This window comes from Hallerella succinigenes, assembly GCF_002797675.1.
Lineage (GTDB): Bacteria > Fibrobacterota > Fibrobacteria > Fibrobacterales > Fibrobacteraceae > Hallerella > Hallerella succinigenes.
The window spans coordinates 1,555,077-1,575,402 of sequence record NZ_PGEX01000001.1 but is presented as its reverse complement, the minus strand read 5'-3'; the positions used below and the strand labels follow the sequence as shown (position 1 = coordinate 1,575,402).

Here is a 20,326-nt window from a genome sequence, read left to right as displayed (position 1 = left end):
AATTGCACGCGTGATTGAAAATCGATTTGCAGAATTTTTCGACCGTCTATCGAGAAAGCTCGCTGTTCGCGAACATTACACCTTAGACGATTACCAGTGGTGGCTCGACCACAACCCCGTCTACTTGCATAGCGGAGCTGTGGAACGCATTCAGTTGCTCGACCGTTTGACCTTGGACGGCACCAACGACCTGTTCCGTGCCAGCTATTGGATTGAACGTCCGGGCGACGACGAACGCCATGGCGAACGCAATATTGTCGTAAAATTCTGCAAATATTACGTGCCTCCTGGATCGAACCGTTTGCATCGTCTGAACATGATCATCAGTTCGTTCGAAGATGAAATTCGCATCAACAATCTGATTCGTGCAACGAACGTGGAAGGCGTCGTCCAAAGTCTGGGCGGCGGTATTGCCGGTCGACTTCCCTACTTGAAGATGGAGCTGATTAAAGGTTGCTCCCTCGACAAAATGTTCAAGACGGAAATTTCAAAAGATGAAATCATTCCACGCGTGGCACAGATCGCTTATCTTGCAAACACAATCAGTCAGCTGCACTACTATCAAATCGTCCACAAGGATTTGAAGCCTAAGAATCTTCTCTTGTGCCAAGATCCTACGCATATCAACAATCATAAGATTCTAATCTGCGACTTCGGCTACGCCCAGGCGAAACTGCGTGAAAGCGTTACGGAATACGGTGGCCAAATGACCCCTGCTTACAGCGCCCCGGAACAGGCCGTGATGGGTGAAAACCTTTCCAGCTCCGTGGACTATTTTAGCTTCGGCATCATCATGCACGAATTTTTGACCGGCAAAAATCCATTCCCGGATACGATCAAAATTTTCACCGAAGACCACTATCACATCACGGAACGCTATCTGGAATACCTGCGCACAGGTAGACAGAATACGTTCTTCGACGACCGCTTCCCGGAGATTCACGACTGGATTGACCAGCTCACCACCTTCGACAGCATTGAACGTATGCAGAAAAGCGAAAACCTTTTCAACATCGCACATAAGTTGCGCGAACGCGTGAACGCACTCGGCTACCGCGATGTCAATACAGACTTCTTGTGGAATCAGCTGCGGGAATACCGCGGCGAAACAAAACGGTAATCACTTTCGAGGGATTTTCATGGCTCGTTTTCTGGCTTATTGCAAGTCGCCTTTGACGATTTGCATTCTATTCGTTCTTGTTCTGGGAATGCTGAATCTAAAGATTCAATTTGCTCCGGAAATCGCCGAATGGTCGCGCGAACGTGCGGCTGTCGCCGACTTTGACAATTACTGGGAAAGCGAAGGCGCGCAAAGGTTTAAAGACGTGGGAGTCGAACCGACCGAAAAGATTTACAACGAAGAACTCGATGCACATCTAAAAAAGTTCCGGGCAAGAAATCCGACGTTCATCCCCGAAAAGCGTATTGCGCAGATGAAGGAAGATTTTCAGGCTTGGTGGGAAACGACCGGTAAAAAGTCTTACGCGGTAAACGAAGTCGCTCCCGACGAAAAGCTTTACAAGCAAGAGCTCAAACGTTACATCCAGGGCTACACGAAAACCATTCCGGAATATCAGCTGTTCTTTATCCCTGAAGATTCAAGCATTACGGCCTTGTTCACCTGCTGGTTCTTATTCCCGGGAGCGCTTTCGTTCCTAGTTTTTGCGGTGGGATTTTTATTTGCAATGAAGGTTCTTGAAAAGCGCTGGGGATATTTGCAGTCGAGCCTTTTCTTTGCCGTAGGAACGATCTTTGGAGGATTTGTTTTTATGGGAACGCTTTCCCTTTCGTACTTCGATCGTTATGCGTACATGCCGTACATGGGCATGAGCCTTTCGATGGCGATGCTTTTGGGAATTGCAGCATTCGGTCCGAAGAATGACGTTTCAAAACTTTCGACTGCGGGAGCCATTCTGACTCTTGCCGTAGACGTTCTGACGAACTGGAACGCAAACCCGAACCTTTACGGCTGGGTGGCAATTCTCGAAATTGCATTCTTCGGCATCGGAGCGTTCCTCGGATTCAAGGTTCCTCGCCTGACCGGCGGCAGCGTAAAATCCAAAAAGTCCGTCGTCATAGAAGAAGTGACAGTGAACCCCAAGGTTCGCACGCGTGAGGATCTAAAGGAGGCGTTAGACCTTGCGAATAAAGCGGAATACGAACACGCAAGCCTAATCCTTTCCAAGTCCTTTATACAGCTTCTGCGTGAAAATCCGCTCGACATTCCAACCATTGAAAAAACGGTAGAGTCGATGCTCTATCCGCATTTCTTCTTCACGATGCCGGGGTTGATGTGGATGTCTTGGGGAGCCGAAGCCGCCAAAAAGAAATTACCCCGAATCGCGATCGACCTTTACGAAAAAGGCGCTTCCATTGAACAGAACACGAAAAACCGACGCCGTGGACTTTTTTGTGCCGCCGACCTCCGCCTCAGGGAACACTTAGAGGAAGATAAAGGTCGAGAAGAGCTCGAAAAGGTCATTCAAATGGACTCGGACGACATTTTGGCGGCAGAAGCTCGCAAACTGCTCGCGAAATAGCTATTTTAAGGATTACTATGAGTAACGTTGAAATTTTTGATTCGACTTTTGCCCTGACGATTCTCGTCGTCTTGGCTGTGGCAGTCCCTCTGCTCCTCCTCTTTTCGAACTGGGTTCTCCATCCGGGTAAAATCAAGAATACGGAAATCAAGGGTACCGCTTATGAATGCGGTCTTGCACACGTCGCCGGAACGGCAAACGAGCGCTATCCGATCAAGTACTATATGGTCGCCATGCTCTTCCTCGTATTCGATATCGAAGTGGCATTCCTCTACCCGCTCGCTGTCGTTTTCCTTTCGAGCCCGTGGAGCTTGCTTGCCGTGCTCCTCGCCTTCTTGCTCATCCTCGAAAGCGGTTACCTCTATCTCTACCGCAAGGGTGTTCTCGACTGGAACAAGTTGTCCGACTAAGTTAGAGCCTTCAAAGTTTCAAAAGCGTCGCAATCCGCGGCGCTTTTTTTGTACCCAAATCAGATGTAAAACATTTTCGAATTCTAGAAAGCTTCTCGGAGGTAGATCGTGAGCCCGAGATGTTTCCCGTCGACAAGCGAGAAGTCACAACGGACATAAGTCTTTTCGGACTTGTTCAGCAAAAGCCTTCCCCCAAAGCCCGGAGCGTAATGCCAATCGTTTCGGGCGAGCTTTGAAAAGTAAGGTCCGACTTTACCCGCTTCAAAGAAAATCGTTCCCGCCAAGCGCCAAAAAAGAGTCTTCCGGAATTCAAGTTGCACTGTCAAACTTTGACGGTCGAGGAACATTCCCCGTTCAACACCGCGGAACCTTTTAATGCCGTCCAACGTGGCGAGCATATCGAACGGTACGTCTCCCTTGCGAATGTCGTAATAGGCACCTACCGCAACCGAAGTTCCCCAAAAGAGATAGGTATAAGATCTAAGATCGATTTCCTGAGCAAAGAAATCGTAATCGCCGCCAAAAGCCTTGGTGTAAAAGATTTGACGGAATTGACCGTATACACCGAAGACCGGCCAGTTGATATTATCCCGCATATCGAGCGTCACTTGATAACCTAATCCGGTCCGCAGCCCCGCAGAATTCCGCGGACTTGAAACATCTCCATTGTGGAAAGAAACATCATTCGTTTCAAAGTAAAAGTACGGGCCAAAAGTGAGGTACCGCGCAAAGGGCGGCGGAAGCACTGCAATATCTACCGGAACACTCATCTTGAAGAGATCCATATCGTAACGCGTATAGACGTCTCGGTTCGGATCGTTTCCAATGCCGTAATACTTTGCTCGCCAGTTCCAATAGATGAACGAAACGTCCGAATGCAAAAGTCCACCGAGCAGATACAGATCCGGCGAAAGGTTTACCTCGAGCTGACCCTCGGTCGTTCCCATCACGGCAAAGTCCACAGACGTCGCGTTCGCTCCCGGGAAATCGGGCCGCGTAAAAAGCAGAACCATGGCGCCGTACTTGAGACCGGTCTCTTCCGCATAGCCCAGCACGGGCAGCGCTGCAAAACGTTGAAAGTCCTCTTTCGCCGTAGAATCCCCCTGCGCAAACGCCTTCTGCAAAAGCAGCACGAACAAAAGGCATAAAAACAGTCCGTGGCGATACTTCATCGTTCTCCTTTCAAATCTTCGCGAACGACTTCTTTGGCAAAGCGTTCCACCCAATGCGGATTTGCATTTAAGCAGGGAACGCGTTTGAAGCTTTTACCGCCCGCTTTTTCAAAGACGTCTTTCAGTTCGACGTCAATTTCAAAAATCGTTTCCAAGTTATCAACCATAAAGGATGGGCAGACGACTAGCAAGTCTTCATGCTTTTGGCCGAATTCCTCGGCAAGAGCTGTGGAATAAGGTCCAAGCCATTTAACCGGACCAAACCGGCTCTGATAGGTGATGTAAATGCGAGCGTCGGGATTCATCGCGGTCAGCTTGCGACGGAACCAGTCGACTTCCGCTTCACAGTCTAAGCTGTACGGATCACCAGAGGCGACCCAATTCTGCGGCGTACCGTGGAACGAAAAAATAATCGGACATTTTTTGTCCCAGACTTTCAAAATTTCTTGCAGGGTTTCGTCGAGCCAGACTTCATTCTGCGGAAAACCGTCGATAAAGTGCATGCGAAGTTCGGGATATTTTTCAAACGCCGCTTTGGCAAGATCATACACGGCAACAGTCGTCACCATGGAACGCTGCGGATAAAGCGGAATGATCCGGATGTCTTTTTTCCCGAGATCTGAAAGTTCCTGCAACGCATCTGCAATCGAAGGCTTTGCGCCGAATTCAAACGCATAACGCACCGCAATTTGGGAACCGACCGCTTGAGCGATTCCCTTGACAAAAAGGCGCGTGTAATAGAGGAGCGGCATTTCTCCCACCCCGGCGCGATCGATCAAATCCTGGTACTTTTTCGCGCTTTTCACAGAACGCTTCGGTGCAATAATATGCCTTAAAAGCCAATTCCAGTAGAACGGAGGATTTCCGAGCGTGTGGCGATCTCCCAAGAATTCCACCAGATATTTTTCTACGCTCTTCGGAGAAGCATCTTCCGGAGAACCTAATTGCACGAACAGAATTGAATCGAACATAACATCAGTTTAGAAAAATCGGCTATATTTCCATTGGCGTAAGGAGCATATATGACACTTGCAGAGAGAATTCAGAAACTTTTAAGTGAGGCGGAACAGGGACTTGTAGAACGTGAAAGCATTTTACGTTTGCTCTACCTTGCCGTTCTCACTCGGCAGCCGACCTACCTGTACGGCCGAGCCGGCTCTGGCAAACGTTCCGTGCTGCAACACATGCTCGCCGGCTTTAAGGATCTCGATGTGCAGACCTACGGCTGTCGCAGTTTCAATCTGCCGACAAAACCCGCAAACATCGCCATCTTTACAAGCTTCGACAGCGGATTTCCTCCGATGACAAACGCGATCAGCGCGGTCATCGGCGAGAATCTCGCCAACGAAATCATCCTCTCCGGAAGACTGCGCCCCGACTCTTCTCTTTCACAAGCGGGCATTGCCGACAGCATCCACCTGGTCCTCACCTTCCCGGATACCGTTCCGCCCAGCGCTTTGAAGGATCTGCTTTCGGACGCAGGCGACCCGTCAAACTACAGTATTTCTGAAGACCTGAAAATTTCCCAGGCCGAAGTCGAGAAGTGGGCCTGCGAAATTGAAAAAATTCCGATTTCTGACGACAGTCTCTTCATTCTCAAGGCGATTGCTGCGGAATGCGAGCGCAGCAACATTTACATTTCGGCACGCCGCTGGCGTGGACTTGCCAAGATGGCTCGCGCCCAAGCCTTCTTCGCGGGCCGTTCCGAAACAAGCGTTGCCGATATGCTGTTCCTTTCCGAAGATCTTTGGGGAAAACGCACCACGAACGAAGCCATCGCAAAGGGTTTTGCCAACGGCATAAACGAGTTCTTGAACGCCTATGCACCGGATCCGGAAAACCTGCGAAAAACTTCTCAGGATCTTTTGGTGACCGCCGAACATTTTAAGAATTCGAACGGCAACCGCTACAAGACGACCACGATCAACGGTGAAGAATACATTAGTTATTCAATCACGGTTTTCAACGAACCGATTACGCTGTATGCGCCACTTTCCCGCATCGGCACAAACGAAGACTTCCACCCGTTGAACGCCTTGCACCATGTGGAAACCCGCGCCAAGTGCAACTACATGGGCGGCGACGTCTGCAAAATTTCGATTGATTCCAAGGCAAAGCGCAACGGCATGCGTGCCTCGAGCATTATGCAGAACAGCCAGTCGAATTCTTCGAACCTAGCCCCTGTTTTCGAAGACTATGCAAAGCTCCCGTCCGAAATCATCCAGACAAACGATCCGGAAATCATCGAACGGAACAAAGTCGGTTTGCAGAACGCCCACGAAAAACTTTACGACGTCATCACGCAAGCCGTGCAAAGCCTCAAGAGTTTAAAAGCGCTCTATACCAAGTGTTCGGACTATCAGAACGACCCGTTCCTGCCGATGCGCCCGTACAAGATTTTCATGGATTTGATCTTAAAGCGCTATAAGTCTCTGAGCTCGTTCAGCAAGGAACTGCAACAGTACGAAGCGGCCATCGCCCAAGCTTCGACAGGCATTCAGTAATCAGCGGAACGCAAAGTAAACGGCGCCGATCAAGCAAAGCGCAGACCACAAGTAATCGAGCTTCAGCGGCTGATTCATCATGAACACCGCAAAAGGAGCAAAGACGGTCAGCGCAACCACTTCCTGAATTACCTTGAGCTGTACCACGTTCAGTGCGGTATAACCGTAGCGGTTTGCCGGCACCTGAATCATATACTCCATTAGAGCGATTCCCCAGCTGACAATCGCTGCGATAATCCAAGGCTTATTGCTTAAAAACTTAAGATGCCCATACCAGGCAAATGTCATAAAAAGATTCGAGCAGACTAACAGGCCTGCCGTAATCAATGCAACTTTCAACATATTTGAACTTCTTGTTTTGAATGGCGATGACGCCGCCATTTTACATTCGGGCGATACGCATTTTTACGTACAAAATAAAGCGACACCAAGACGTAAAAGACAAGTGCCGCTGCGGAATGCAAAATCACAAATCCCGCAAAAAGAACCGCCGCTCCTAGCAGCACACCCACCGAAATTTCTTGGACGTCTGCCAATGAAGCTTCGTCCAAAGTTTCAAATTCCACAGGCGAAAGTCCCCACAGAGAAAGCAACAGACATTCGCCCGAAGTCTCTTCGTCTAAAGTCTGCACCGCCGCAATTTCCTGATCCATCTGCGTCTGCAAAACGCGACAACCGCTAAAATCGAACGCATAGCTAAGCGCCAAAGCAAGAGCCATCGCAAACATCAACGAGTTCCGCCCACGCAGCGCAAAGCGCATCAGCAGGCAGCTGAAAATGATTCCCGCCAAAAATTCAATCGAGTACGCAAGCGACCAGCCAAACAAAATTCCGAACGCATCCGGAAAAATGGAATACAGCGGAGTCAAAAGGCTTAAAGCACCCGCTACAAACGCAAGGACTTTCCACACGATAAACATCTTGCGCTTTTCAGGCAGTTCCGGCAGCGTGTGTAAAAAGGCGTGCAGCAGATAAACGTTCCCCCATGTAAAAATCAAAAAGAGGAACGCAAGGAACACATCGAGTAAAATGGAGGCTGTCGAAAAGATCGAAAGCAAACCAGCAAATTCCATCGCATACAAGCCCGCATATCCAAGCGTCGCAATCGGAAGAACGAGCGCCGAAAGAATCGCGAGAATTATGGGAATCTTGACCGGTTGACGTCTCATTTACACTCCAAGTTCAGCAAGGCCGTCATCACGAATCACCAAAAGAATCGCGTTCTGACCGACGACTTCATAACGTTCACCGTTGATTTCAATTTCAAAAGCGTTTCCGTGCAAATAAAGAGCCTGATCGCCCTCTTCCACCTGAAGCGGTACATAATTGATCGGATCCGAAGCTTCCTTCAAAAAGGAATCCGGATCGTTCGACGGAATCGGATAGCCCGGGCCGACTTTGACCACGGTTCCCGTGTGAACGGCGTCCTTTTCACGGACTCCCGGCGGCAAATAAAGTCCACTTCCAGTCTTCGAGGCGGCTTCTTGGGGCTTTAGCAAAATGCGGTCCCCGATCATCACAATTTTTTCCACATTCTTATCCATATGCTTTAAAATTAGAATTGTTCACCGCCATCTGGAAATCTCATTTTCCGTTTTGATTGGATTTTTAAAATCCCGTAGCAAGCAAGAATCGCAAGTACAGAAATTCCTAGCCACAGAAGGTAAGATTCCAAGCTCATATATGCGCCAAAATTCATCAAGTAGCGTTGCGCCGCCTCACCCGTCCAATTTGCCGCTTCCATTTCCGAAAGGATATTTTCGGAATTGATCGGAAGATAAAAATGTGAAAGCAAAAGTTGAATTCCCACTAGAGAAAAAATCTGATATTTTTTAAGTTCCCATGAATTCAACACTTCGCCCAGTGGCAGCAACAAAAGCGGAATCAGACTCGCCAAATGCCGGCTCTCACTGTCCAATGCAAACACCATCAGCAAGGCAAAAATCAGAGCGAAGCCCACAGAACGATTTACGAATGCTTTTACAAAATTTCTAAATGTAAATGCAACTAAAATGGGCAAGATTCCGTAAAAAGCGACATGTCCCACAAAAGAAATCAGCGGATACTTGAGTGGACGCAGCAAAATCTGTAACGCAAAAAACGAACTGCTACTAAAGAATTCTTCATTTGTATGAATTTTGAGGAAGATTTTTACAGCTACCCAAATAAAAACGGAAAGCGTCAAAAATTTCCAATCGCATTTTTTCACAAAGTCTCCACAATTCAGGCGGAACCGCGGCATGCAACGGAAAACGCTCCAAAGCGCCGCAGAGATAAACAGGATCGACGCCGCTGTCCAAGCTAGGTTAGAATCCCGCATCAGCAAATTCGTCACCACAATTCCATGTCCCGTCATCTTTAGCGCCACAATCCCCAAAACAGCGAGCGCGCTGTAAAGCAAAGCCCATTTTCCCGAGAGATTTCTCCCTTCTTTTTCAAGCGAAAACGGTCTGTCAAAAGCAACGAGGAAAATGCACTGCAACGTAATCAGCGGCCAGGTTATCGCGCCTAAAAGAGCGATTCCCAAATTTCCCCATTTCATTCCTTTCAAATAAAAGTAAAGGCTCAAGAGGGAAAGTGAAATGGCAAACGCATCGCTTTGAAAAGGTTCATAGCCACAATTCTTGAGCGTAAAAAAGTTCAAGAAAAAGGCGGCAAATAAAAGGATTTCGGTTGTCGGCTTCCACTGCAAAATTTTGGAAATCCGAGAAAACAAAAATATCTGCAACAATAAATTTAGGCCATGCAAACCAAGCATCGCTTTCATCAAATTTTCATGAGTTGTCGCGACATGGAAAAATTTAAATCCATAGTGAATGGCACAAAACGGAAAAATTCTCTGAATGCGAAAAGCGTCGTAGCCCTGATTCCAAAAATCGGCTGAAAAATTTTCAGCCACTAGACGGTAAAATTCCCCATCAAAACCCGCCCCATCCTGCACGGGGATTTTCTCTCCGAAGAGGCTTATCGCGAAGAGAAGAAAGAGAATAGAAAATAATCCCAACTTTTTCATAAAAATCTTACACGATTTTATTTTAACGCTATGGCCAAAAGTACATTTTTTACCGGACAGCCGGTCTTCGCGCAACTCTGCAAGTACCTCGACAGGGACGAAGTCCTCAAGATCAGCACGGAATCTGGCGGAGCACGCTGGGGGATGCCAACGCAAAAAAGAGCGAGTCGATCTTTGGAGACAACAATTTCATGCAGAAGCACGCGAACTTGGACGATGGCGACGTTCGTCTTTCACAAGGACGGCACGACGCACAGGGCGAGGATCGTTTCGTATGTTGAAATCAAGACATCCGGAAGGGGATGCAAGGAGCAGGAAGTCCAGCTACCCATTTTTGTAAACTTCCCCATAATTAGGACTGTTCATAACTAGACAAAAGGCAATTCTGCCTGCGTCAAAATGATACCTTTGATAGCAAAGGAACAGCTATATCGAACGGTTTAACGGATCGTACCGAAGGGCTGTTCTTGACGCCTACAAGGAAATCGTAGTTCCCAAGTCGTTCGGGATTAACTTTAAGTAAACGTTTTACTTGCGACATTATTTGTCGCGTACATCTCCTATATTTTTATCGAACTTTTTGACAATTTGGATTAAAAAGGCGATATATAATGGCGGCTCCATGTGAAAACCGCAAAAATGGAGGTGTAAATGAGGCCTGATTATTTTAAGTGTGTCGCAAATTCCCTGCTGTCGCTCAAAGCCGACACCAAAGCCTCCCTTAACTTTATCCTGCTCAAGTCCTACGAATACTGGATTCGTGTAATTCGCTATTCCAAGTGCTATCCCGATGCCGATGACTGTATCCGAATTTTTCCTAAAGAGGGCGTTGCTCGAATCCTCAGCGCTCTTTCGGCGCATTTTGCGAAACTCAACGAGGAAGAAGACGCTATGTCGACGTGCGAGCGCCTGGCTTTTATCAAGGAGTCCAACGACAAGTATATCGGAAAACGTATTGATAGTGACGACGAAAATAAGTCCATTGCCTACCAGCGCCGCCGCAAGGCCATGAACCGTTTTAAATACCTCGTGGAGCGCGGTTGCGCAGGCTCCGAAGTCAGTGCATACGTCGAAAGCTACCTGAATGGCGAGGGTATTTTCGACAGGAGCGCCCAAAAGGTCTTTTACGACTGTGTAATCGATGAACTCGTCACGATTTTGTTTGACAATCCGAACTTCCATGACGACTACGTCAGGCGTCTGAATATTATGCAGCGAAGTTTCTGCCTGAACGACACCGAAATGGAAATCCTTATGTTCTCGTGGATTTTCTTCAACAAGACGCAGTGTGAATGCCTTTTGCGGACTTTTAAGTCCGACAACCGGTTTAGCGATCCGTCGCCGTCTGATATTTTTCCGATGTTGTTCCCTGAATTTGAATTTGAAAAGGCGATTTCATGCCGGGGGTCTCTTAAGCAGATGGGCATACTCGATGACCACTTGGATACGACGCTGCGCACCGACCGTTTTCTGGATGGGCAGTCGGGCGATGACCTCGATTCGCTTTATTTTCAGGTTTACGAAGGCGGTTCCGTTCCGTTCAAGACGCTTTGTCGTGACAATCCAAAAATTCAGATAGCCTTTAATCTGCTCAAGTACGCTTCTAAGGGACAAGGACTCAACCTATTCTTTTACGGTGTTGAAGGAACCGGCAAGACGGAACTTGCCAAATCGATTGCCAGCAAGCTGCACCGTCCCTTGGTGCTGACGAACATTAGCACCAAAGGGATTCACAGGAACAGTCTTAAAAACGAGTCTCTTCAGGAACGTATGGGGAGTATCCTTTTTGCGGCCACCAAGTACCAGAACCAGAAGGCCATCTTGCTTGTCGACGAATCTGACATCATTCTGAACAACTGCGAAAAGGGTGCGCTCAACTTTTTCCTGGAACAGATCAAGGTGCCCGTCATCTGGATTTCGAACATGGTGGAGAATATTGAAAAAAGCACCTTGCGTCGCTTTGACTATTCCATCCATTTTGAACGTCCCGATGCCGAAAAACGTTTGCAGGTGTGGGAGTCGGTGGTTCGTGAACAGGATGCAAAGTCGCTCCTGTCGCAAGATACCATCAGGCAGCTTTCGGCGGAATTGCCGATTACGGCGGGAGGCATTACGCAAGCCGTGGCTGGCACGAAGCGCCTTGTCTTGGCGGGTTGCGACATGGATCCTGTGCAGAGCGTGCGTACCATTGCCGAGGCGCAGGCGGAACTTTTGGAACTGGATTTGGAATACGTGAACCGCGACAAGGAAAGTCGCGCGCCGCGTTATATGTTAAATGCGCTCAACATCGATGCCGATATACCCAGGCTTTTGAAGACAATGTCCGCCTTTGATGCCAGGTGGAGGCAGATGAAGGAGGTTGACCGCCCCGATAGCCTGAATATGCTCCTTTACGGGCCGCCGGGTACCGGCAAGACCGAATTCGCGAAACACCTCGCGCGAACGCTCAACCGCAAGCTGGTGGTCAAGAAGGCGAGCGACCTGCTGAACTGTTATGTGGGCGGCACCGAAAAGAACATCCGCAAAATGTTCAAGGAGGCCGAGGAGTCGAAGGCTATCTTGTTCCTTGACGAAGCCGATAGCTTGATTCGTGACCGCAATGGCGCAAATCACAGCTGGGAAGTGACTCAGGTGAACGAGATGCTCACGCAAATGGAAAACTTCAAGGGGATCTTTATCGCCGCTACGAATTTTGACGGCACGCTTGATATGGCCTCCCGCCGTCGCTTTGCGCTCAAGGTGAAGTTCGGCTATCTCAAGCCCGAAGGAATCGAGGCTCTTTGGCGCGGCTTTTTCCCTTCGGTGTCCTGCCCCGATGCCGCAAGAAATATGCGTATGCTTGCCCCCGGCGACTTTAACGCTGCCTACGGTACACTCCGCTTTTACGACGAAAGCGAACTCTCTGCTGATACCATCTTGAACGCCCTCAAGTCCGAAATGGCTTACAAGGATGGTCGCGAAGGTAGAACTATGGGATTGTAAGGAGCTGAGCTTCATAATGCGACGCCATTTGTCGCGTTTTATATATATTTGATAGAGGACAAATCTAGGAGTATATATGGCAGACATGACTCGCGGCGAAAGGACTGTGCAACTTTTTGCGAAGGTGATTTCGAACCCGGACAAGAAATTTACCGTGAAGGACTTGATGTCGTCGCTGAATGTTCCCGAAGGCGAACGTCGCAATGTGCAGCGCGACATGCGGTTCCTTTCGGAGATGGATGCTAGCCGTTACATTGCCGTCGAGACCGAGGGCAGAACTGCGGTTTATCGTTCCGCGCTCCGCAATGCCGAACGGCTCGTGTTCCCGGATTTTGAAAATACGATGCTCCATTTCGTATTCCTCAAGCGTATCGCGAATATCTACCCCGCGACAAGCGAAATTATCACGCAACTCTTGGAGCGCATCGAGAGAAGTCTCCCGGCCAGCGAGCAGAAATCACTCGGTCAACTCAGCAGCGAACTGAATACGAAAATTCTTTTCATGGGTACGCCGCCGGATTTCGAAGAAGATGCGAGTGAAAAATTGCGGATCATTCTTCGGGCAATCCACGAGCACCGCAAAATAGATGTATTTTACATGGGGGCATCGGCTTCGCAAAGAAAGTCCACCCGCATTCCCCTGATGATTATCGTCTATCAAAACGAAATCTATGTGGCCTGCGAATCGGAAAAAGTCAAGGAAGCCACCTACACTCTGAAATTCCGCCGAATAGTACAAGTCAAGCTTTCCAAGGAACCCTTCGTCGAAAATCCGAAGGTGATTGACAAGTTGCGCAGGCAGGTTGAATCGGGAGCGGCGTTCATGAGTGAACAGGAGCCGCATCCCGAAGATATCGAAATCGAATTCGATTTGAAAGTTCGTAACTACCTTATGGAAAATAAGTTCAACCGCTCCATGCACATGCGGGTGTTGCGTAATGCCAAAATCCAGGTGAAAATGAAGGCCGAGGTGAACCAGCTTTTGGTGAATTGGATCACTTCTTTCTCAACTACCGCCCGCGTAGTAAAGCCGGCGTCGCTGCAAAAGCGCCTCAAGGAATATGGGGAGTACTTGCGCTCGGTTTACGGCTAAAAAACAAATTTTTTGATTTTTTGGGGATGGTGCTAAATGTCATTATTTGTCGCTTGCGTATGCTATATTGTATATGTAGGTGATTATGATCAAAAAAAAGTCCAAAGAGCGGTCTTTTGACCAGTTTGCCCGTAAGTACTGGGAAAAACTGGTCAACGGGATTCTTGTGCCTGGCGAGCGGGGTTGCGTACCTTCCGAGGGAGAGGTTCTCAGCGTATACAATGAACTTAAAGAACGTCACCCCGAATGCGAATGCATTATAGTTAGGACGGGTAAGGGTTCGGGTGAATTCTTCCAGCAGGGCGACAAAATTGCTGGAATCAGGATTGTCCGGCAGCTCGGTTTGGTCGGTTCGATTGAATTCTGTTTGTCAGGCAATTTTCATGTTCGTCTCGAAATAGAGGGCTTTATGCCGTTTTTCCGGACGGAAGCGAATTGCGATCTGACGCAGACAATAAGCAACTTTGAAAATTTCATCGACAATTTCCCGCGGTACATGGAAGGGCTCGAACGAAAGAAACTTGAATTCGAGAAAAATAACAAGCTGGAGGAGATGGCGAAGAGCGGCATCCAGGCGACCGTTTCACAGCTCCTTACACCGATGGGATACCGTTGGGACCTGGTCGAACGAGAACGGGATTTCTTGCTTAAGATTGGAGGGCGCGGAACCAGGATCGAGTTTACACTCAACCGCAAAAATTTCACCACGCGGGTCGCGGAATTGCCCGATGTGCTCGGTCAGATAGAAATTTTGACAAAAAAATTGACATTTTCGATGAATATAGAGATAATAAAATAGACAAGAGGATTGTATGGCGGTACATATAAATGCGCTAGGACTGGAAAAGCTGTTAGCAGCGACACCCGCATCGCAGAACATAATGCTCACGGGCAAGCACGGAATCGGCAAGTCGCAGATTTTGGAAAAGTACTTCACGGCGCGCGGCGAGCGCGTGGTGATTCTTTTCCTCGGGCAGATGAGCGATCCGGGCGATTTGATTGGGCTCCCGCGTCTCGACGAGGCGACCGGCAAGACTCACTTTATGCCGCCTTACTGGTTCCCGACGGACGGCAAGCCCGTGGTACTTTTTTTGGACGAACTGAACCGCGCCCGCCCGGAGGTTTTGCAGACCATCATGGACCTGACGCTCAACCGGACTCTTGCGGGCCGTAAATTGCCAGAGGGCTCCCGCGTGATTAGCGCGGTGAACGACGGCGAGGAATACCAGCTCACGGACTTGGACCCGGCGCTCGTGAGCCGCTTCAACATCTACGAATTCAAGCCTACCGCGCAGGAATGGCTCCTGTGGGCATCCAAGGCGGGGCTCGATTCTCGCGTTATCGACTTCATCTCGGAAAACCCAGACATGCTCGACGGTGCCGCCTTTACCCGTGAGGACCAGGGGCTCGAAAAGTCGCCCGACAGGCGCGGGTGGGAACGCGTCTCGAAGGTGTTACAGACAAACGAAGTGTCTGCGCTTTTAAAGACCGTCATAGCAGGCATCATCGGGATGCCTGCCGCATCGAAGTTCTTCGCGACAATCAAGCAGAAGAGGCTCCCCAGCGCGAAGGATATACTGCTCGGCGATTTCGCGAAGCAGAAGTCGGCAATCAAGAAGTGCACCACGCCGGAACTTGCCTCCGTGAACGAGTCCGTGTTCCGCTTTATCGAGACGAAGGGCTATGACGCGAAGGACGAGGCGAAGGTGATAGAGAACTTCGCCGCATACTTTGAATTCCTTTCAGGCGAAAAATTCCGCGAGGCGCAGGCGCATTTCGCAAACCTGTATTCCTCCTCGATGTACCCGGCTGCCATGACGCTTGTCATCATGAAGTGTCCCGAACTGTACAAGAAAATCACGCAATTCATCCAGTCAATTTAAGGTCGGTATGAACGCCTTGGACAGAATAAAGAAAATCGGCGAGCGGTGGTTCCTGACGGAGCCGCTGTTGTTTGCGGTTTATTGCTGTCACGAATTCGTGGAAAATAATTCGATTGATGTACCGATGAGAACCGGCAACATGAAGGTGGAATTCTCCCCGAAAATCCTGGACAGGATTGCGGACGACGTGCTGGCGGAATACATGAAAATCGAGATGTTCCGCATATTGCTCAAGCACCCCTACCAGCGACAGCCCTCCTTTGCCGCGAAGGCCCTGCTGACCATGGCGAGCAACGTGACGATTGCCGATGTGTACGATGTCTCGCGAGAAGTGAAGAAACAGATGAGCGGTGCAGAACTGAAGCTCCCCAGCGGGCTGTGTTTTGAGGAATACTACAATCTGCTCCTGCAAAGTGCGACACCGAATTCAGGAAAGTCTGGCGACGAGCCGCAGAAAACGGATAGTGGCTCCGGCCGGGGCGACAAGTCTGGGCAAGATGGCGATGGCTCCGGCAACGGCAATCAGGAAGGCTGTCAATCCGGACAACAGGGTAGCGACGGGAGCGGCGCAGATTCTGGCGACGCTTCCAGTGATTCGCGCGGCAGTTCTGGCCGGAACGGCGGCGGCTCCGGTGGCAAGGGTTCGGGCGCTTCGGGTAATTCCGGCGCCGGCAATTCGCAGGAACATCGCGACTCGCAAATCTCGGAACTCTGGGAAGAAAACGAGGAGGCCTGCTGCAACATAAACGAGTTTATCGAAGTCGCCACCGCGAGCAACAACTGGGGCTCCGTCGCGGGCAAGTTGCAGGGCCTCATCAAGGCAAGCCTGAAAGTCGACATGGACTACCGCAAGATGCTTAGTTTGTTCAAGACCTCGGTCATCTCGAGCAGGCGCCGCCTCACGCGCATGCGGCCCAACCGCCGTTCCGGTTTCGACGCGATGGGCAGCCGCTACGAACTCTCGACGAACTTGCTTATCGCGGTAGATGTAAGCGGGTCCGTTACCGACAGGAGCCTGCAGTTTTTCTTCTCGGTTATCAACCGCCTTTTCAAATACGGAGTCGAGAAGTTGGACGTATTGCAGTTCGACGCCCAAATTCAGGGCGAAATCGAGCCGCTCAAGAAGGCGCGCAAGACCGTGAAGATCATGGGCCGCGGCGGTACGAGTTTTCAGCCCGCTGCCGACTACTACTGCGAACACCCCGAATACGACGGGCTCATCTACTTTACCGACGGCTACGCCCCGCCTCCGAAATTCAACACCAAGCGCCCCATCGACGTGCTGTGGGTGCTGTGCAGCAGGCAGTGCTACATGGCGAATTCCGCGTGGATCCGCAAAATCAAGCGTAACCGCGGTACCTTTATTCCGAGGAGTGAATGATGCCAGCCAAGAAAACTCAAAGCAAAAACTTGGTGAATCTGCTAGAAGATGACTGGCGCGAAATCGTCAAGGGCACTAGCGAAGCGTAAATTGGTGTTTTTGATAAAAAACGGCTTTTTTACGTAAAGTCCTTTGAAAAAGTCTGTCTTTTTGTCGAAAGTCGCTTAAAAAAATCCATCCAAAAAGCCTCTTATCATAAAGGGGTGTAGGCAGTGCGGCAAAACGCATTCCGTTTTAGAGTTCTCCCACAAGAATTACCAAAGCGTGGTCTATCTCAATTTTTTCAAGAATCCCGAATACGCCCAGATTTTCGAAGGCCCGCTTGACATAGATACGATTACAATGCAAATTGGCGCGACAATCCCCGGAACAAAATTTCTGCCTCACAAGACGGTGATTATCCTGGATGAAATTCAGGATGCTCCAAACGCCCGCACCGCGCTAAAGTTTTTCAAGGAAGATGGTCGTTACGACGTGATTGGAACAGGTTCGCTACTGGGAGTACAGGGCTACGGGAAGCCTCCAAAATCCATTCCCGTCGGTTCAGAAACCGTCATTACGATGTACCCGCTAGATTTTGAAGAGTTCCTATGGGCAAACGATATCCAGCCTCCAGTATTCAAGAAACTTCGCGAATGTTTTGAACAAGTTGTTTCTGTTCCCGAAGCTCTTCACAATCGGATGCATCAACTGCTACTGCAATACACCGTTGTGGGTGGCATGCCCGAAGTCGTGCAGGAATTCGTAAACACCCACCAAATGGACACCGTGTTCCAACTGCAGGAATCCATTGTCAATTCTTATCGCGACGATATGGTCAAGTACGCTTCGGCTTCCGACAAGGTTCGCATCAGGGAATGTTTTGATTCCATTCCGAACCAGCTCGCCAAGGAAAACAAAAAATTCCAATACTCGCTCATCGAGAAAAAAGGAACCGCCGAAAAATTCGCGGGCAGCCTGCAGTGGATTGAGGACGCCGGAATCATTACACGCTGCTACAACCTACATACGACGGAACTTCCGCTAGAAGGCAATGCAGACAAGAGCGTTTTCAAGGTCTATATGAATGATATCGGGCTTTTTGTCAGTATGCTTGAACAAGGAACGCAGGGCGATATTTTACGCGGAAATCTTCTCGGATACAAGGGAGCCATTTTTGAAAATCTTGCCGCAAGCATTCTCTATAAAATGAAACGCAAGCTGTTTTATTTCCGTAAGGATTCTGGGCTGGAAATTGACTTTGTCATTAGGCACAAGGGCGAATGTACGTTGATGGAAGTCAAGGCCGAAAATGGCAACGCCAAGAGCGTAAAGACCATATTGAACCACCCCGAAAAATACCATGTCAATAGGGCTATCAAATTCGGTAACTACAATGTTGGCAATACGGGCAGTGTATTGACGCTGCCGCTGTATATGCTGATGTTTATGGACGAACGGTGAAGACAAATCATCGCTATATGCGTCTTTAATTGTCGCATTCCCGTTGTATATTATGCCTTATAAGTCAAAGGCTCATTATGAAAAAACAAACAAAAAGCATTTTCGTCCTGGAAGTTTACGAATTTGCACCCGGCGAAAGTCATACATATCAGGTCTATAAGGAAAAGTGCTACCGCTGTGCCGGTCCATGCGCCCTCACTTGGCAAACGAAGCTCGGGTATTTCGAGACCTTGCGCGATGCCGAAAAGAACATCAAGAAAATCGTTCGTCGAAACCGCGATGATGTTTATGGTTTTGTCATCAAGGAAATGCCGCGGGATTGCCTTGTCGATACGTATGCGCCGCTTTCGATTCGGCGTTACCTGAATGACGGCTCGCTATGGTGCACGGGCAGCGACGAGACTGCTAAATTCAAGGAAGGCGACTTCGTCGAGATAGCCTATGACGACTATGCTGAGCTTGGGATTGTTCAAGATTTTGACAATGCTGGCGGCTCTTACACCGTGGTTGCATGCAACATCGACGAAAAAGGTCACGCTGAATTTTGCACTCGTCTTTGTGATGCGACTTGCGTGCTCCCGCCCTCGTTACCTGTCCAGAAAAAGTACGCCGCGGCACTCCGTCGCGGGCTCAAGCAGGCGAAAAAGGAATCTGCGGACGAACTCCCGTTCTGAAAATAAATCACATAATTTAGTGAATTATGGTTGATTTAACGTGTAAATCATTAAATTATGTGACGCGAATTTTCACCGTCAATGCGACTGATATAGGTTGAATCGGGAAGAAAAAAAAGTTCCCTAGGGCTAGCCCCTGGGGAACCTGGCCGAAACTTTTCTACCTTGCCGATTCTACCAAAAAAGGACATGGCGGTGAGTCTCAACCAAGCACAAAGATACGAAATACGAGCGCTCAATGCGGCAAAGATCCCCCCGAAAAACATAGCCTTGCAGCTGAAGGTCCACAAATCCACAATCTACAGGGAACTAAACAGGGGCGGCGGCCGCCAGCATTACGACCCGGTCAAGTCGCAGGAACGGGCAGACCTCCTTGCCGCGACAAGTCACCTGCATTACGACTACGACGAGGACGACTGGAAAATCGTGGACGGGAAAATCAAGGAAGACTACTCTCCCGAACAGGTGAACGGACGCGCGAAACTCGATGGGATGGGTGTCCCTAGCGTCGCCACGATATACAGGCATGTGAACAAGGACGAGGACCTGAAGAAGCACTTGCGGCACGGCAAGAAACCATACCGTAAGCGCGGGGAGAAGAAGGACAAGAGAGGCCAGATTGTAGGCCGCGTGCCCATCGAGGAACGTCCGGCGATCGTGGACGAGAAATCACGCGTAGGCGACATCGAGATAGACCTGATAAACAGCGCGGACCATGACGCGAACCTGCTCACGATCAACGACAGGATGACGAATTACAGCCTGATAAGGTATCTTCCGACGAAGAACGCGAAAGACCTGAAGAGAACGCTTGTGAGGGCGCTGAAGGACTTTGAGAAAACGTTCGAAGTCAAGATTCTCACAGTCACTTCGGACAACGGGAAGGAGTTCGCCTGTCACGCAGAAATAGCGAAAGCTATGAAGGCGGATTACTACTTTGCGAACCCGTACCACTCCTGGGAGCGCGGTGCCAACGAGAACATGAACGGTCTAATACGCCAATATCTTCCCAAGAAGGAGTCGTTCAAGGGAATCTCTCCCCGGAAAGTTCGCTGGATACAGGATAAACTGAACAACAGGCCTCGAAAAAGGCTTGACTTTATGACCCCTTTAGAGTATATTTAGTCGTCCCTTAAAATCCCGCCCAGCCTGCATAACTATTAGGAAAAATTGATTTCTACCCTGTGAAAATATTGCAAGGTTTTCTAAAGTATGACTGAAAACCTTGCAA

General features: G+C 49.3%; 18 protein-coding genes. 12 read left to right on the top strand and 6 right to left on the bottom strand.

Going from position 1 to position 20,326, the window contains the following annotated elements; genetic code table 11:
• Positions 1 to 10: 10 nt before the first annotated feature.
• Genes BGX16_RS07115 through BGX16_RS07105 form a run of 3 tightly spaced genes read left to right on the top strand, consistent with a single transcriptional unit; the run spans position 11 to position 2,950 of the window.
• Positions 11 to 1,120, top strand: a complete 1,110-nt coding sequence (locus tag BGX16_RS07115; protein ID WP_100425427.1) for a protein kinase domain-containing protein — start codon at positions 11 to 13, stop codon at positions 1,118 to 1,120.
• A 19-nt stretch (positions 1,121 to 1,139) separates the two neighbouring features.
• Entirely contained in the window at positions 1,140 to 2,540 is a 1,401-nt protein-coding gene (locus BGX16_RS07110) for a rhomboid family protein (protein WP_100425426.1), read from the top strand.
• Positions 2,541 to 2,557: 17 nt separating this feature from the next.
• Positions 2,558 to 2,950 carry an NADH-quinone oxidoreductase subunit A gene (locus tag BGX16_RS07105; RefSeq protein ID WP_100425425.1) on the top strand — a complete coding sequence of 131 codons (393 nt, stop codon included), beginning with the start codon at positions 2,558 to 2,560 and terminating at the stop codon, positions 2,948 to 2,950.
• Between the two features lie 83 nt (positions 2,951 to 3,033).
• On the opposite strand, the gene BGX16_RS07100 is transcribed toward BGX16_RS07105, so the two are convergent.
• Positions 3,034 to 4,122 carry a BamA/TamA family outer membrane protein gene (locus tag BGX16_RS07100; RefSeq protein ID WP_100425424.1) on the bottom strand — a complete coding sequence of 363 codons (1,089 nt, stop codon included), beginning with the start codon at positions 4,120 to 4,122 and terminating at the stop codon, positions 3,034 to 3,036.
• Positions 4,119 to 5,093, bottom strand: coding sequence for a ferrochelatase (gene hemH / locus BGX16_RS07095; protein ID WP_100425423.1), 975 nt, complete (start codon positions 5,091 to 5,093; stop codon positions 4,119 to 4,121). The genes BGX16_RS07100 and hemH overlap by 4 nt, the downstream gene beginning before the upstream one ends.
• A 51-nt stretch (positions 5,094 to 5,144) precedes the next feature.
• Here hemH and BGX16_RS07090 point away from each other — a divergent pair, with 51 nt between their 5' ends.
• Positions 5,145 to 6,626 carry a hypothetical protein gene (locus tag BGX16_RS07090; RefSeq protein ID WP_100425422.1) on the top strand — a complete coding sequence of 494 codons (1,482 nt, stop codon included), beginning with the start codon at positions 5,145 to 5,147 and terminating at the stop codon, positions 6,624 to 6,626.
• Here BGX16_RS07090 and BGX16_RS07085 read toward each other — a convergent pair whose 3' ends face one another.
• From BGX16_RS07085 to BGX16_RS14605, 4 genes are read right to left on the bottom strand one after another with little or no spacing between them, the layout of a single operon-like run.
• Positions 6,627 to 6,968, bottom strand: a complete 342-nt coding sequence (locus BGX16_RS07085) for a DMT family protein (RefSeq protein ID WP_100425421.1) — start codon at positions 6,966 to 6,968, stop codon at positions 6,627 to 6,629.
• Positions 6,962 to 7,795 carry a hypothetical protein gene (locus BGX16_RS07080; protein ID WP_100425420.1) on the bottom strand — a complete coding sequence of 278 codons (834 nt, stop codon included), beginning with the start codon at positions 7,793 to 7,795 and terminating at the stop codon, positions 6,962 to 6,964. Before BGX16_RS07080 ends, BGX16_RS07085 begins: the two co-directional genes overlap by 7 nt.
• Complete coding sequence (locus BGX16_RS07075; protein WP_100425419.1) at positions 7,796 to 8,170, bottom strand: co-chaperone GroES; 375 nt, start codon at positions 8,168 to 8,170, stop codon at positions 7,796 to 7,798.
• Between the two features lie 11 nt (positions 8,171 to 8,181).
• The gene (locus tag BGX16_RS14605; protein WP_157797923.1) at positions 8,182 to 8,811 is read right to left on the bottom strand and encodes a hypothetical protein; all 630 of its coding nucleotides are present in this window, start codon (positions 8,809 to 8,811) and stop codon (positions 8,182 to 8,184) included.
• 1,479 nt (positions 8,812 to 10,290) lie between these two features.
• Between BGX16_RS14605 and BGX16_RS07060 the strand changes: the two genes are divergently transcribed.
• The 8 genes from BGX16_RS07060 (at position 10,291) to BGX16_RS07025 (ending at position 20,220) form a co-directional block, all read left to right on the top strand.
• The gene (locus BGX16_RS07060) at positions 10,291 to 12,621 is read left to right on the top strand and encodes an AAA family ATPase (RefSeq protein ID WP_100425416.1); all 2,331 of its coding nucleotides are present in this window, start codon (positions 10,291 to 10,293) and stop codon (positions 12,619 to 12,621) included.
• Between the two features lie 76 nt (positions 12,622 to 12,697).
• Positions 12,698 to 13,714, top strand: a complete 1,017-nt coding sequence (locus BGX16_RS07055; RefSeq protein WP_100425415.1) for a helix-turn-helix transcriptional regulator — start codon at positions 12,698 to 12,700, stop codon at positions 13,712 to 13,714.
• A gap of 85 nt (positions 13,715 to 13,799) precedes the next feature.
• On the top strand, positions 13,800 to 14,513 hold the full coding sequence (locus tag BGX16_RS07050; RefSeq protein WP_100425414.1) for a hypothetical protein: 714 nt from the start codon (positions 13,800 to 13,802) through the stop codon (positions 14,511 to 14,513).
• Positions 14,514 to 14,526: 13 nt separating this feature from the next.
• On the top strand, positions 14,527 to 15,597 hold the full coding sequence (locus BGX16_RS07045; protein WP_100425413.1) for an AAA family ATPase: 1,071 nt from the start codon (positions 14,527 to 14,529) through the stop codon (positions 15,595 to 15,597).
• A gap of 7 nt (positions 15,598 to 15,604) precedes the next feature.
• Positions 15,605 to 16,978: a VWA-like domain-containing protein gene (locus tag BGX16_RS07040; protein ID WP_100425412.1), complete on the top strand. Its 1,374-nt coding sequence runs from the start codon at positions 15,605 to 15,607 to the stop codon at positions 16,976 to 16,978.
• 192 nt (positions 16,979 to 17,170) lie between these two features.
• Positions 17,171 to 18,421 carry an ATP-binding protein gene (locus tag BGX16_RS07035; RefSeq protein WP_100425411.1) on the top strand — a complete coding sequence of 417 codons (1,251 nt, stop codon included), beginning with the start codon at positions 17,171 to 17,173 and terminating at the stop codon, positions 18,419 to 18,421.
• Positions 18,422 to 18,498: 77 nt separating this feature from the next.
• Positions 18,499 to 19,095 (top strand): hypothetical protein, encoded by a 597-nt coding sequence (locus BGX16_RS07030; protein WP_100425410.1) that lies wholly within the window; start codon positions 18,499 to 18,501, stop codon positions 19,093 to 19,095.
• Between the two features lie 189 nt (positions 19,096 to 19,284).
• Positions 19,285 to 20,220 (top strand): IS30 family transposase, encoded by a 936-nt coding sequence (locus BGX16_RS07025; RefSeq protein WP_100425409.1) that lies wholly within the window; start codon positions 19,285 to 19,287, stop codon positions 20,218 to 20,220.
• Positions 20,221 to 20,326 lie beyond the last annotated feature (106 nt).